This is a genomic window from Streptomyces sp. CB01249 (assembly GCF_001905735.1).
In the GTDB taxonomy this organism is placed as follows: domain Bacteria; phylum Actinomycetota; class Actinomycetes; order Streptomycetales; family Streptomycetaceae; genus Streptomyces.
Genome location: NZ_LISW01000005.1, coordinates 169,858 through 182,427, shown reverse-complemented (window position 1 = coordinate 182,427; position 12,570 = coordinate 169,858). Strand labels below are relative to the sequence as shown.

At 73.9% G+C, this 12,570-nt stretch carries 15 protein-coding genes and 5 tRNA genes; 12 read left to right on the top strand and 8 right to left on the bottom strand.

Annotated elements, in window-relative coordinates; genetic code table 11:
• Positions 1–75 precede the first annotated feature (75 nt).
• Complete coding sequence (cobA, locus tag AMK18_RS23485; RefSeq protein WP_073864387.1) at positions 76–1,314, top strand: uroporphyrinogen-III C-methyltransferase; 1,239 nt, start codon at positions 76–78, stop codon at positions 1,312–1,314.
• A complete protein-coding gene (locus AMK18_RS23480; protein WP_073864556.1) occupies positions 1,307–2,125 on the top strand; it encodes a TrmH family RNA methyltransferase in 819 nt (272 codons plus the stop codon). The genes cobA and AMK18_RS23480 overlap by 8 nt, the downstream gene beginning before the upstream one ends.
• A gap of 1 nt (position 2,126) precedes the next feature.
• On the opposite strand, the gene AMK18_RS23475 is transcribed toward AMK18_RS23480, so the two are convergent.
• Positions 2,127–3,416: a serine/threonine-protein kinase gene (locus AMK18_RS23475; RefSeq protein WP_073864383.1), complete on the bottom strand. Its 1,290-nt coding sequence runs from the start codon at positions 3,414–3,416 to the stop codon at positions 2,127–2,129.
• Between the two features lie 205 nt (positions 3,417–3,621).
• Here AMK18_RS23475 and AMK18_RS23470 point away from each other — a divergent pair, with 205 nt between their 5' ends.
• The 4 genes from AMK18_RS23470 (at position 3,622) to AMK18_RS23455 (ending at position 5,812) form a co-directional block, all read left to right on the top strand.
• The gene (locus AMK18_RS23470) at positions 3,622–3,882 is read left to right on the top strand and encodes a hypothetical protein (protein WP_018103843.1); all 261 of its coding nucleotides are present in this window, start codon (positions 3,622–3,624) and stop codon (positions 3,880–3,882) included.
• Between the two features lie 186 nt (positions 3,883–4,068).
• Positions 4,069–4,260, top strand: coding sequence for a hypothetical protein (locus tag AMK18_RS23465; RefSeq protein ID WP_026171618.1), 192 nt, complete (start codon positions 4,069–4,071; stop codon positions 4,258–4,260).
• A gap of 239 nt (positions 4,261–4,499) precedes the next feature.
• Positions 4,500–5,465, top strand: coding sequence for a phosphotransferase enzyme family protein (locus AMK18_RS23460; protein WP_073864381.1), 966 nt, complete (start codon positions 4,500–4,502; stop codon positions 5,463–5,465).
• A gap of 68 nt (positions 5,466–5,533) precedes the next feature.
• The gene (locus AMK18_RS23455; protein WP_026171619.1) at positions 5,534–5,812 is read left to right on the top strand and encodes a TFIIB-type zinc ribbon-containing protein; all 279 of its coding nucleotides are present in this window, start codon (positions 5,534–5,536) and stop codon (positions 5,810–5,812) included.
• A 50-nt stretch (positions 5,813–5,862) separates the two neighbouring features.
• On the opposite strand, the gene AMK18_RS23450 is transcribed toward AMK18_RS23455, so the two are convergent.
• The 5 genes from AMK18_RS23450 to AMK18_RS23430 form a co-directional block, all read right to left on the bottom strand.
• A tRNA-Val gene (locus tag AMK18_RS23450) sits at positions 5,863–5,934 on the bottom strand.
• A 22-nt stretch (positions 5,935–5,956) separates the two neighbouring features.
• Positions 5,957–6,028: transfer RNA gene (locus AMK18_RS23445), tRNA-Val, on the bottom strand.
• Between the two features lie 37 nt (positions 6,029–6,065).
• Positions 6,066–6,137, bottom strand: a tRNA-Val gene (locus tag AMK18_RS23440).
• Between the two features lies 1 nt (position 6,138).
• Positions 6,139–6,212: transfer RNA gene (locus AMK18_RS23435), tRNA-Cys, on the bottom strand.
• A 37-nt stretch (positions 6,213–6,249) separates the two neighbouring features.
• Positions 6,250–6,322 (bottom strand) — tRNA-Gly (locus AMK18_RS23430).
• 163 nt (positions 6,323–6,485) lie between these two features.
• Here AMK18_RS23430 and AMK18_RS23425 point away from each other — a divergent pair.
• The 3 genes from AMK18_RS23425 to AMK18_RS23415 all read left to right on the top strand — a co-directional run bounded on the left by AMK18_RS23425 (position 6,486) and on the right by AMK18_RS23415 (position 9,242).
• A complete protein-coding gene (locus AMK18_RS23425) occupies positions 6,486–7,523 on the top strand; it encodes a chorismate-binding protein (RefSeq protein ID WP_073864379.1) in 1,038 nt (345 codons plus the stop codon).
• Positions 7,520–8,341, top strand: a complete 822-nt coding sequence (locus AMK18_RS23420) for an aminotransferase class IV (protein WP_073864378.1) — start codon at positions 7,520–7,522, stop codon at positions 8,339–8,341. The genes AMK18_RS23425 and AMK18_RS23420 overlap by 4 nt, the downstream gene beginning before the upstream one ends.
• A gap of 64 nt (positions 8,342–8,405) precedes the next feature.
• The gene (locus tag AMK18_RS23415) at positions 8,406–9,242 is read left to right on the top strand and encodes a GNAT family N-acetyltransferase (protein ID WP_073864376.1); all 837 of its coding nucleotides are present in this window, start codon (positions 8,406–8,408) and stop codon (positions 9,240–9,242) included.
• Between the two features lie 9 nt (positions 9,243–9,251).
• Here AMK18_RS23415 and AMK18_RS23410 read toward each other — a convergent pair whose 3' ends face one another.
• Positions 9,252–9,767 (bottom strand): DsbA family protein, encoded by a 516-nt coding sequence (locus AMK18_RS23410; RefSeq protein ID WP_073864374.1) that lies wholly within the window; start codon positions 9,765–9,767, stop codon positions 9,252–9,254.
• A gap of 158 nt (positions 9,768–9,925) precedes the next feature.
• Between AMK18_RS23410 and AMK18_RS23405 the strand changes: the two genes are divergently transcribed.
• The 3 genes from AMK18_RS23405 (at position 9,926) to AMK18_RS34935 (ending at position 11,908) form a co-directional block, all read left to right on the top strand.
• Entirely contained in the window at positions 9,926–10,387 is a 462-nt protein-coding gene (locus AMK18_RS23405) for a hypothetical protein (protein ID WP_073864372.1), read from the top strand.
• Positions 10,388–10,626: 239 nt separating this feature from the next.
• Positions 10,627–11,598 carry an acetylxylan esterase gene (locus tag AMK18_RS23400; RefSeq protein WP_018103852.1) on the top strand — a complete coding sequence of 324 codons (972 nt, stop codon included), beginning with the start codon at positions 10,627–10,629 and terminating at the stop codon, positions 11,596–11,598.
• A gap of 154 nt (positions 11,599–11,752) precedes the next feature.
• On the top strand, positions 11,753–11,908 hold the full coding sequence (locus tag AMK18_RS34935; protein ID WP_018103853.1) for a hypothetical protein: 156 nt from the start codon (positions 11,753–11,755) through the stop codon (positions 11,906–11,908).
• 4 nt (positions 11,909–11,912) lie between these two features.
• Here the strand turns inward: AMK18_RS34935 and AMK18_RS23395 are convergent, their stop codons facing one another.
• On the bottom strand, positions 11,913–12,488 hold the full coding sequence (locus AMK18_RS23395; RefSeq protein ID WP_073864370.1) for a CGNR zinc finger domain-containing protein: 576 nt from the start codon (positions 12,486–12,488) through the stop codon (positions 11,913–11,915).
• Between the last annotated feature and the right edge of the window lie 82 nt (positions 12,489–12,570).

Genomic DNA, 12,570 nt, shown 5'->3' with positions numbered 1-12,570 from the left:
GAACACCACCCACCACGCCGCTCCACCGCCGCAGCGGCCCGCGCTTCCGCCCCGCCCCGAGGAGCCCGCACCACCATGGCCACGCACGCCGATCGCCCCGCCTACCCCGTCGGACTGCGCCTCAACGGGCGCCGCGTAGTCGTCGTCGGCGGCGGCCAAGTCGCGCAGCGCCGCCTCCCCGCCCTCATCGCGGCCGGAGCCGACATCGTCCTCGTGTCGCCGTCCGCCACCCCCTCCGTCGAGGCGATGGCGGATTCCGGCGAGATCCGCTGGGAGCGCCGCGGGTACGTCGACGGCGACCTCACCGACACCTGGTACGCGCTCATCGCGACCGACGACGACGCCGCCAACGAGGCCGCCTCCGCCGAGGCGGAACGCACCCGCACCTGGTGCGTCCGCAGCGACGACGCCGAAGCGGCCACCGCCTGGACGCCCGCCACCGGCCGCAGCGAGGGCGTCACCGTCGCCGTGCTCACCGCCGGCGCCCACGGCCGCGACCCGCGCCATTCCGCCGCCGTCCGCGACGCGATCGTGGAGGGCCTGCGCGACGGCAGCATCGCCGCCCCGCACCACCGCACCCGGACCGCCGGCGTCGCCCTGGTCGGCGGCGGCCCCGGCGACCCGGACCTCATCACCGTCCGGGGCCGCCGCCTCCTCGCCGAGGCGGACGTCGTCATCGCCGACCGCCTCGGCCCCCGCGACCTGCTGGACGAGCTCCCGCCGCACGTCGAGGTCATCGACGCCGCGAAGATCCCGTACGGCCGCTACATGGCCCAGGAGGCCATCAACAACGCGCTGATCGAGCACGCCAAGGCCGGCAAGGCGGTCGTCCGGCTCAAGGGCGGCGACCCGTTCGTCTTCGGCCGGGGCATGGAGGAGGCGCAGGCGCTCGCCGCCGAGGGCATCCCGTGCACCGTCGTGCCCGGCATCTCCAGCTCCATCTCGGTCCCCGGCGCGGCCGGCATCCCCGTCACCCACCGCGGCGTCGCCCATGAGTTCACCGTGGTCAGCGGGCACGTCGCCCCCGACGACGAGCGCTCCCTGGTCGACTGGGCCGCCCTCGCCCGGCTGCGCGGCACCCTGGTGCTCCTGATGGCCGTCGACAAGATCGGCGCCATCGCCCGCACGCTCGTGGAGCACGGCCGCTCGCCCGAGACCCCGGTCGCCCTCGTCCAGGAGGGCACCACGGCCGCCCAGCGCCGCGTGGACGCGACCCTCGCCACGGTGGCCGAGCGGGTGGCCGCCGAGGACGTCCGCCCGCCCGCCGTCATCGTGATCGGCGCGGTCGTGGAAGTCGGTGCGGACCGTGGCTGAACCCGTCACCATCGACACCCCCGACGACCCCCGCCTCAGCGACTACGTCAGCCTCACCGACGTGGAACTCCGGCGCAGGAAGGAGCCCGCGGAGGGCCTCTTCATCGCCGAGGGCGAGAAGGTGATCCGCCGCGCCCTGCAGGCCGGGTACGAGATGCGCTCCATGTTGCTCTCGGCGAAGTGGGTCGACCAGATGCGGGACGTCATCGAGGAGAGCGACGCCCCCGTCCACACGGTCGCCCCGGACCTCGCCGAACGCGTCACCGGCTACCACGTGCACCGCGGCGCCCTCGCCTCCATGCAGCGCAAGGCCCTCCCGGCCGCCACCGAACTCCTCCGCACGGCCCGCCGCGTGGCCGTCATGGAGGCGGTCAACGACCATACGAACATCGGGGCGATCTTCCGCAGCGCCGCCGCCCTCGGGATGGACGCCGTCCTGCTCTCCCCGGACTGCGCCGACCCGCTCTACCGGCGCTCCGTCAAGGTGTCGATGGGCGCGGTCTTCTCCGTACCGTACGCCCGCCTCGACGCCTGGCCGCAGGGGTTGGAGACCGTACGCGAGGCCGGGTTCACGGTGCTCGCGCTGACGCCCGCCGACAAGGCCGTCAGCATCGAGGAGGCGGCGCCGCACCGGATGGACCGGGTCGCCCTGATGCTCGGCGCCGAGGGCGACGGGCTCTCCGCCCGGGCCCTCGCCGCCGCCGACCGGTGGGTGCGCATCCCGATGGCCCACGGCGTGGACTCGCTGAACGTCGGCGCGGCGGCCGCGGTCGCCTTCTACGCGGTGGCCACCGGCCGTCCGGAGAGCTGAACTACGGCCTGACCTGGCCCTGGCTCCGGCTGTGCCCGAGGTCCACGCCCAGCCCCCGGGCCGGACCCTGGCAGCCCTGCGCCGCCGCGATCCCCAGCGCCACCAGCAGCGTCACCACCACGAAGACGACGAGCCGCTGCCGCAGCAGCTTCGGATTGGCCGGGCGCCGCCCCGTCGAGGTCGTCCGGGTCCCGGGCCGGGTGCCCGGCCTGCCGTTCGTCCCGTTGGTGCCCTGCGGACGCCTGGCCGGACGCGCCGTTCCGCGCGGCGGCTGCTGCACCGGCCGGCCACCACCGGTGCGGGCGGGGGCGGAACGTGCCGCCGACGGCCTGTTCTGCGGGCGCGACCCCGGCGCCGGACCGGCCGCCCGGCGGGTCTGCTGCTCGGTGTACGGGCCGTCCAGCCGACCGGTCGGGCGGTCCGCCTCCTGGGCCGAACGCTGGACCGGCGGCCGGCTCTCGTGCAGCCCCTGCGCCTCGCGCGCCGCGATCTCCTTGAGCCGCATCGACAGTTGGAGCGTGCTCGGCCGCTCCTCCGGGTCCTTCGCGAGGCAGGCGCTCACCAGCGGTGCCAGCGCGTCGTGCACATCGAAGAGCTGGGGCTCCTCGTGCACCACGCGATACAGCATCACCTCGGAACTGCCGTGCCCGAAGGGCGAGTCGGCCATCGCCGCGTACGCCAGCGTCGCCCCGAGCGAGAACACGTCCGTCGCGGGCGTCACCGCCGCGCCGCGCACCTGCTCGGGCGCGAGGAAGCCGGGCGAGCCCACCGCCGTACCGACGTGCGTCAGCGTGGACGCGCCCGTCGACCAGGCGATGCCGAAGTCGATGATCCGGGGGCCCTTGGGGGAGAGGAGGATGTTCGACGGCTTCAGGTCCCGGTGGACCACCCCGGCCTCGTGCACCGCGACCAGGCCCTCGGAGAGCGCCGCCCCGATCGAGGCCACCTCGGCGGCCGACAGCGGGCCCTCCTCGGCCACCTTGTCGTGCAGCGAAGGCCCCGGAACGTACTGCGTGGCGAACCAGGGGCGGTCCGCCTCCAGATCGGCGGCGACCAGCCGGGCCGTGCAGCCGCCGCGGATCCGCCGGGCGGCGGACACCTCGCGCGCGAACCGCGAACGGAACTCCTGATCCTCCGCCAGGTCCGGGCGGATCACCTTCAGCGCGACGCGCTGGCCCCGCCGGTCCGAACCCAGGTAGACGACGCCCATCCCGCCGGCCCCGAGCCGCCGGTGCAGCCTGAACGAGCCGACGACACGCGGGTCCTCGCGCCGGAGCCGCATCATCGCCATGTCTGCCCATCCCCGCTGCCTGGTACGCCTGACGAGGCACAGCTTACGTACCCGCCGCCCGGGGTGCTCAGAGGCCGCGCCCTCCGGGGAGATTCGATTGTCAGTGGCGGGTGGGAGACTTGAGGAGTGGTCAGGGAGCCGCGGATCCAGGCGACCCGGCCCGTGCGAGATCTCAAAGGTCCGTCGCAGAAGGGGGATTGGATCAGTGAAGGGCGATCGAGTCGAGATAGTGGTGGACGCCGGGGACAGCACCCGGACCTACGAGGTGGTGGCCTCCCGGGCAGGCCGCAGGGTGGAGACCGCGGTCCGCCGAGGGGTGGTCGAAGTGAGTGAAGTCACCCGGAACGGGTCCGTGGTGCGCACGGCCCGCTTCATGGCGACCAGGGTCCTCGCCCTGGTCGAACAACCGGTCCCCAGGGAGGACGGCTCCGAGCGTCCCCTCCGGGAAGACCCCAACCCCGCGTAGCCCGGTCTCCACCCAGGGGAGTACGCCGACCGAGCACGGCTCATCCTCCGGGAGGCCCGGGATTCGGTACGCGGGCATGACGCCGCCCGCTCCCCGGATCCCTAATGTTGAGTCCAAGCGGCGGGCGTCGCACTCGTCCCCCGAGGTCAAACGCCCGTCGCCCCACATCAGGTCAGGAGAGGAACCATGGCTGACACGGCAGCACGGACGGTGGTCCGCACGCGGTCCCGCGGCTCGTCCGCCGCGTCCGGCCGCCGCCACCCGCTGGTGGCGACCGCCATGGTCCTTCCCCTGGCGGCCCTGCTGGTCGTCGTCTTCGGCGGCTGGGAAGCAGTGGTCACACAGGCGTCGTCCGTGGGCGTGATGCTGGGGCGCTGAGCGGCGCCCCGGGTCCGGAAGAGCGGTCCGGACCGGGACATCCGGCCAACAACCCCGTGGGGACGGGGGTGCGGCGGACGGCAGCGTTTGTCCGGTCAGCTGGGGAGCTGACCGGACATCGCGCTTTCCGGGGGCGGAATCCCTCCGGCCGCCACGGCCCGGAGCTCCGGCACCGCCCCTCCGCGTACGCTCTGCCCGGGCCGTGTCCACCGGCCCGTTCCGCGCCACCGGGGGAGACCGTGACCACCGCACTCGTACGCGCGCTGGGGGATCTCGCCCACCGGGCGGTCCACCCGGCCGGCTGCGGTCCCCGCGCCTGCCCGCCCCCGTCCGTGCTCGCCGAACGCGAGGACGGGACCGTCGTCCGCAGCGGCCCCGTCGTCGCCAAGGCGCACGCCGCCGACACGGACACGGCCGCTCTGGCCGCGCGGCTGCGGCTGGCGGCCGGACCGGGGCAGGACGGCATCCTGCTGGCGCCCCTGCCCGTGGCGCCCGGCGCCCACCTCACCGAGTTGGACGGCCGCCCCGTCACCCTCTGGCCCCACGGCGAGCCCGTCGATCCCGGCGACCCGGACGCGGCGCCCTGGGAGGAGGCCGGGGCGCTCCTGGCCCGGCTGCACCGCACCGGGGTCCCGGGGCCGCTCCCCGCCATGCGCGGGCGCGTGAAGGCCGCGCTCGCCGTGGCCCGGATGCGCACCGCCCGCCCCGGCGACCCGGCCGTCGCGCCCGTGCTCGCCGCCTGGCGCGGGCTGCCGGGCTGGGCGCGGGGCGAGGCGGCGCCCCCGGCCGACCGGGGAACGTACCTCTGCCACGGAGACCTCCACCTGGGCCAGCTCGTACGCCACCCCGCCCCGCGCGGCCCCTGGCTGCTCATCGACGTCGACGACGCGGGCCTCGGCGACCCCGCCTGGGACCTCGCGCGCCCCGCCGCCTGGTACGCCGCCGGGCTGCTCCCGCCGGACGTCTGGCTCCGCTTCCTGGACGCCTACCGGGCGGGCGGCGGCCCCGCCGTACCGGCCGACGGCGACCCCTGGCCCGCCCTCGACGTGCCGGCCCGCGCGCTGACCGTGCAGACCGCCGCGCTCGCCTGGGCCAAGTCGTCGGCGGAGGGCCGGGCTCCGGATGAGGTGGAACAGGTGATGATCGACGCCTGTGCCCGAATTGCCTCGCTCCCGCCCGAGTTGGCGGCCCAGCACACGTCGTAGGGTGAACCGACCGTCGGCGGGCATGCATTCCGGCGACGGCGAACCGACGGCGAGGAGTGAGCCCGAACATGCAGTGTCCCAAGTGCCACGCACAGATGCACACGTACAACCGCAACGGCATTCAGATCGAGCAGTGCAGCGGCTGCCGGGGGATATTCCTGGACTACGGCGAGCTGGAGACGCTGACCCGCATCGAGTCCCAGTGGACGCAGCAGGCCCCGCCGCCGGCCGCCCCGCCGCAGGCCTACCCCTCCGCCCCCGCGCCCGCCTGGGGCGCCCCGCACCACGGCGGCCACCATGGCCACTACCGGCAGAAGAGCTTCGGGCGGATGCTCTTCTCCTCCTGACCGAGCACGACGAAGCCCCGGTCGCCGAGACGACCGGGGCTTCGTGACAGTGCGCGATACTGGGATTGAACCAGTGACCTCTTCCGTGTCAGGGAAGCGCTCTCCCGCTGAGCTAATCGCGCAGGTGAACCTGCGTGTACTGCGTGCGCGATACTGGGATTGAACCAGTGACCTCTTCCGTGTCAGGGAAGCGCTCTCCCGCTGAGCTAATCGCGCGGGTGATCCTTGCGGACCGGAGATCCTTGCGGATCAGTGGACGATACTGGGATTGAACCAGTGACCTCTTCCGTGTCAGGGAAGCGCTCTCCCGCTGAGCTAATCGTCCGTGGAGGTGGAGACGGGATTTGAACCCGTGTAGACGGCTTTGCAGGCCGTTGCCTCGCCTCTCGGCCACTCCACCAGGGGTGGGAGACCGGTGAAGATCCCCACCTTCTGCGAGCGGACGACCAGGTTCGAACTGGCGACCTCAACCTTGGCAAGGTTGCGCTCTACCAACTGAGCTACGTCCGCTTGTCTTTCCCGGTCCGCTTGCGCGTCCCGGCGACGTGTTGAACTCTAGCGGATTCCCGGGCCAGTACAAAAACGCGTTTGTGCAGCGTGCTGAGGTGCGCTCGCCCCGGCGCGGGTCACCGTGCGCCGTCCTACACTCACGGACGTGCACGACCTCGCTCCCATGGCCCGCTTCGGCGGCCTCGTCGCCTCCGGTCTGCGGGATGTGACCAGTGATCCCGCCGCCCTCGACTCGTCCGGCTTCTGGGCCGTCTGCGCGGGCTTCGAAGGTTCCCTGACCTGCGCCCGCTTCGACACCGTGCGCCCCGCTCCCGTGCCCGCCCCGGTCCCCGGCGCCTGGCGCGGCCCGGGCACCGGCGACTGGACCTCCTCGCTCGACCGGGAGGCCTACACCGAAGGCGTACGGCGCATCCGCGCGTACATCGCAACCGGCGAGGTCTACCAGGCCAACCTCTGCCGGGTGCTGACCGCACCGCTGCCCGGGCCGGGCCCGGCCGACGTGGACGCCCTCACCGCACTGCTGGCGCGCGGCAACCCCGCCCCGTACGCAGGAACGATTCGGCTCCCCGCGCACGGCGTCGAGATCGCCACCGCGTCCCCCGAGCTCTTCCTGCGCAGGGACGGCCGCACGGTCGAGTCCGGACCCATCAAGGGCACCGGGCGCACCGAGGCGGACCTGCTGGAGAAGGACCACGCCGAGAACGTGATGATCGTGGACCTGGTCCGCAACGACCTGGGCCGGGTCTGCGCCACCGGCTCGGTCACCGTCCCCGACCTCTGCGCCGTCGAGAAGCACCCGGGCCTCGTCCACCTCGTCTCCACCGTGCGCGGCCGCCTCGCCGAGGGCGCCGGCTGGCCGGAGATCCTCGCCGCGGCCTTCCCGCCCGGCTCGGTCACCGGCGCCCCCAAGTCCAGTGCGCTGCGGATCATCCGCGAACTGGAGACCGCCCCGCGCGGCCCGTACTGCGGCGGCATCGGCTGGGTGGACGCCGACCGCGGGACCGCCTCGCTCGCCGTCGGCATCAGGACCTTCTGGACCGACCGCACCGGACCCGCCCCCCTCCTGCGCTTCGGCACCGGGGCCGGGATCACCTGGGGCTCCGATCCGGAACGCGAATGGGACGAGACCGAACTCAAGGCGTCCAGGCTGCTCGCTGTAGCGTCGGGCGCATACGAAGCAACCGGAAGGACCGCACCATGAGGATCTGGGTCAACGGCGAGCTGCGCCCCGCCGACGACGCCCGGGTGTCCGTGCTCGACCACGGCCTCACCGTCGGCGACGGCGTCTTCGAGACGCTCCGGGTCTCCCACGGCCGCCCCTTCGCCCTCACCCGCCACCTCGACCGCCTGGCCCGGTCCGCCCAGGGCCTCGGCCTGCCCGCCCCCGACCTGGACGAGGTGCGCCGCGCCTGCGCCGCCGTCGTGGAGGCCAACCCGGTCGGGCTCGGACGGCTCCGGATCACGTACACCGGAGGCATCTCGCCCCTCGGCTCCGACCGGGGCGACGCGGGCCCCGGCCTCGTCGTCGCCCTCGGTGAGGTGAGCCGCCGTCCCGACACCACGGCCGTCGTCACCGTGCCCTGGACCCGCAACGAGCGCTCCGCGCTCACCGGCCTCAAGACCACCTCGTACGCGGAGAACGTCGTCGCCCTCGCCCGTGCCCACGAGCAGGGCGCGTCCGAGGCGCTGTTCGCCAACACCGTCGGCCGGCTCTGCGAGGGCACCGGGTCCAACGTCTTCGTCGTCCTGGACGGGCAGCTCCACACCCCGCCCGTCGCCTCCGGCTGCCTGGCCGGCATCACGCGGGCGCTCACCGCGGAGTGGACCGGCGCGCAGGAGACCGACCTGCCGTTCGACGTCCTGGACCGGGCCGACGAGGTCTTCCTGACCTCCACCCTCCGCGACGTGCAGGCCGTCCACCGGATCGACGGCCGGGAGCTGCCGGGCGCACCGGGGCCGGTCACCGCCAAGGCGATGCGGATCTTCGAGGAGCGCGCGGCCGACGACCTCGACCCGTGACGGCAACGGCCCGTCCGCGCAAATACGGGTGACGGGCCCGCGCGCAGGGGATAGAAACCACCTGATGACGACGACACTGCGGCCGGCCGGGCCGATCCAGTCAGGCGCCGACGGCGCACAGCGGCGCGCGTACGACGTGTGCGACAACGGGCGCCCCGTCGGCTCCGTCGCGCTCGCCGTCGAGCCGGGCGCGGGCGGGGCGACGGGCCTGATCAGAGCCCTGCGGATCGACGAGGCCGTCCGCAGGCGCGGCCGGGGCACCATCGCCGCCCTGGCCTCCGAGGAGATCCTGCGCGGCTGGGGCTGCTCCCAGGTGTGTACGGAGGTGGCCGCCGGGGACCCCGCGGGGCAACGCCTTGCCGCCGCGCTCGGCTACACGGAGCGCAGCCGCAACATGGTCAAGACGCTGCCCGAGGAGCCCCCGGCCCTCCCGGACGGGCTCACCGCCCACCCGATGACGCCCGAGGAGTTCGCCGTCTGGGAGCGCGACGCCATCGCCGCGTACACGGAGAACCTGGTGAGCCGGGGCGTCCCGCGCGAGGCGGCCCCGGCCGCGGCCCGCGCCTCCCACGCCCGCCACCTCCCGGACGGCCTCGCCACCGAGGGGGTGCGGCTGGACCACCTGCGCCGCGAGGGTGAGACGGTCGGCCATGTCTGGGAGGCGCCGTTCGAAATGCATCCCGGGATGCGCATCGGCTACGTGTTCGACGTGGAGGTGGCGGAGCCGTACCGGGGGCGCGGCTACGGGCGGGCCCTGATGCTCCAGGCCGAGCGGATCGCGCTGGCGGCGGGCGAGACGCGGATCGGGCTGCACGTCGTCACAGCCAACACCCCGGCCCTGCGGCTGTACGAATCGCTCGGTTACGAGCCGACCCAGCACAACCTGGCCAAACCGCTGTAGCCGTGCCCCTCAGCCCCGTTCGGCCAGGAGCCGGTCGGCGATCTCCTCGATCCGCGCGCGCAGCCCGTCCTGGCTCTTGCCGCCGTCCAGGCGCTCCCCGCCGATCACGTACGTAGGCGTGCCGGTGACCCCGATGGCCTTGCCCTCGGCCTGGTCCGCGTCCACGATCAGCATGTGGCGGCCGTCGATGAGCGCGGTGTCGAACTCCTCCGCGTCCAGCCCCAGCTCCCCGGCCACCTCGACCAGCAGCTTCTCGCCCCGCGCCCCGAGGTCACCGGTGCGCGCGAGCACCGCCTCGATGTACGGCCAGCCGCTTCCCTGGACCACGGCTTCCTCGGCGGCCTGCGCGGCGGCGTAGGCGTGCTTGTGCTTCTCCAGGGGGAAGTGCCGCAGCCGGATCTCCAGCCGGTCGCCGTACCGGGCCCGCAGGGCGTGCACATCGGTCAGGGCGTGGTGGCAGTCGGGGCACTGGAGCTCGCACCAGACGTCGAGGACGACCGGTGCGGCGGGGGTGGAATCGCTCATGGGGCCAGTCTCGCAGGGTGCACGGCCGGGCGGCCGCCCGGCACCTGGGGAGGAGCCCGGCCCCTGAGATCTCCCTGATACGGGCCCGGGGCATGGCCGCCCGCCCGGTGTCCGGTGCAGGATGGAAGGGACGTATCCCCCTGCGCCAGGAGGCACCGATGCTTGCCGAGACCATTTGTTCCGCGGTGTCCGCGGCGGGCCTGGGCATCGCGGCCGTCACCGCGTACCGCAAGCGGTTCCTCACCGCGACGAGGATCGCCGCCTACTCGCTGGTGCCGGTCGGCCTGGTGCTGACGGGTGTCGTGAAGTGGGTGTCGGACATCGCCTTCAAGCCGAGCGTCTGGCTGGGCTTCGGCCTGCTGGGCGTGGCCTGGCTGCTCTTCATGCTCACGCGCGCGGTCGAACGCCGGGGCGGCGGCAGCCGCAAGGAGCGCCGGGGCGCGGCCCGGGCCGCCCGGGGCGAGGCCGTGGAGCCGGGCGCTTCCGCCCCTTCGCTCGGCGCGGGCTCCTCCCCGGCGGCCACGCGTACGCGCGGTAAGCAGGGCAAGCAGTCCGCCTCCTCCGGCACCGGCGACGACTTCAGCGACATCGAGGCCATCCTGAAGAAGCACGGCATCTGACACCGGGAGCCGTCCGGACCCACGGGCCCCGTCGCAGCACGCGGCGGGGCCGCCCCCGTCTCACCAGGTGAATCGTTTCGCCCGGGCCTCCCGGGATTCCTTGACCCTGCCCGGCGGCGCCGCATAGCGTCCCGCTGGGCCGCGCACGTATGCGTTCGAGGCCCATGACACCGGGGGCGGGACGCGTGGACCTGTGCGGCGCACGCCGCCCCCTTCCGCGTGCCCGAAACGGAGAAGCGATGGCCCTGTTCGACCTGCCCCTGGACCAGCTGCGCGGCTACCGGCCCGACCCCGACGAGCCGGAGGACTTCGACGCCTTCTGGCAGCTCACCCTGGACGAGGCCGCCGCCCACCCGCTGGACGCCGAGTTCGCGCCCTACGACGGCGCGCTGGCCGCCGTCGACTCGTACGACGTGTCGTTCGCGGGCTGGGGCGGGCACCGGATACGCGCCTGGCTGAACGTCCCCGCGGGCGCCGAGGGCCCCCTGCCGACCGTCGTGCACTACCTCGGCTACAGCGGCGGGCGCGGGCTGCCCCACGACCACCTGGTGTGGCCCTCGGCCGGCTGGGCCGCGCTGATCGTGGACACGCGCGGCCAGGGCGCGGTCAACCACCACTCGGCGGGCGCCACGCCGGACCCGTACGGCGCCGCCAACCCGCAGGCGCCCGGCTTCATGACCAACGGCATTCTCGACCCGGAGACGTACTACTACCGCCGGGTCTTCACCGACGCGGTGCGCGCCGTCGAGGTGGCCCGCAGCCACCCGGCCGTCGATCCCGCCCGCATCGTCGTCAACGGCGCCAGCCAGGGCGGCGGCATCTCCCAGGCCGTGGCGGCCCTCAGCCCGCACGTGCAGGCCGCCTTCGTGGACGTGCCGTTCCTGACGCACTTCCGGCGGGCCGTCGAGATCACCGATGAGGACCCGTACCAGGAGATCGTCCGGTTCCTGGCCACCCGGCACGGCGCGGACGCCCAGGTGTTCCGCACCCTGTCGTACTTCGACGGCGTCAGCTTCGCCGCCCGCGCGACCGTGCCCGCCCTCTACTCGGTCGCCCTGATGGACGCGATCTGCCCGCCCTCCACGGTCTTCGCCGCGTACAACCGCTGGGCCGGGCCCAAGGAGATCGAGATCTACCCCTGGAACGGCCACGAGGGCGGCACCGGCGTCCAGCGCCAGGTCCAGCTGCGGAAGCTGCGCGAGCTGAGCTGAGCCGCCGGGACCGCAGGGGGAGCGGGGGTTAGGAAATGCGCTGGGCGCTCGCACGCCGGAGCGATTAACGAGGCCCCCATGACGAGTGAACTCCCGTCGTGAAGAGGCATGTTGGTACGGAGCACCCCCGGGACTGCGTCATGATCGTCCCGAAATGGTGGACACCTCTCGGGGCGACGCCCCCGCACCCCCTGGCGAAGAGCCGCGCGGCTGCCTCTTCGCGCTTTCCCAGCCCCCTCTGATGATCTTCCTCACGGTCGTCGGCAGCCTGCTGCTGATGGCCGCGTTGCACGATCTCTTCCTGCTGTGAGCCGTCAGCCGGCCGCTTCCCGGCGGCGCGCCCGGTACGCGGCCACGTGCAGGCGGTTACCGCAGGTGCGGCTGGAGCAGTAGCGGCGGGAGCGGTTGCGCGAGAGGTCCACGAAGGCGTTCCGGCAGTCCGGCGCCTCGCACCGCCGCAGCCGCTCCGTCTCGCCCGCCACGATGATGAAGGCGAGGGCCATGCCGCAGTCGGCCGCCAGATGGTCGGCGATCGAGGCGTCCGGCGAGAAGTAGTGCACATGCCAGTCGTAGCCGTCGTGGGCGGTGAGCTGCGGCGTGGTGCCCGCAGCGGCCACCAGGGCGTTCACCAGCCCGGCGGCGGTGCGCGCGTCCCCGGCGGCGAAGACCTCGGCGAACCGGGCGCGCACGTCGTGCACGGCCTTCAGGTCCTGCTGGTCGAGCTCGCCGATCCCGCTCACGCGGTGGCGTACGGCGAAGGCGTGGAGGGCCGTGACGTCGGCGAGCCCGTCGGCCGGTGCCCCGCCCCCTTCCGGCTCGCTCTCCGGCGCGGTGTTCACCAGATCGACCACTAGGTCGAGGGCGATCCGGGTGTCGTGGGGGATCAGCACGCTTTCGCTCCCTGGCCTCCGGCGTGCGGGCGCCCGCCGATGCCGGACGACTCTACTGGCTCGGGCCGGACGCGGACCGGCG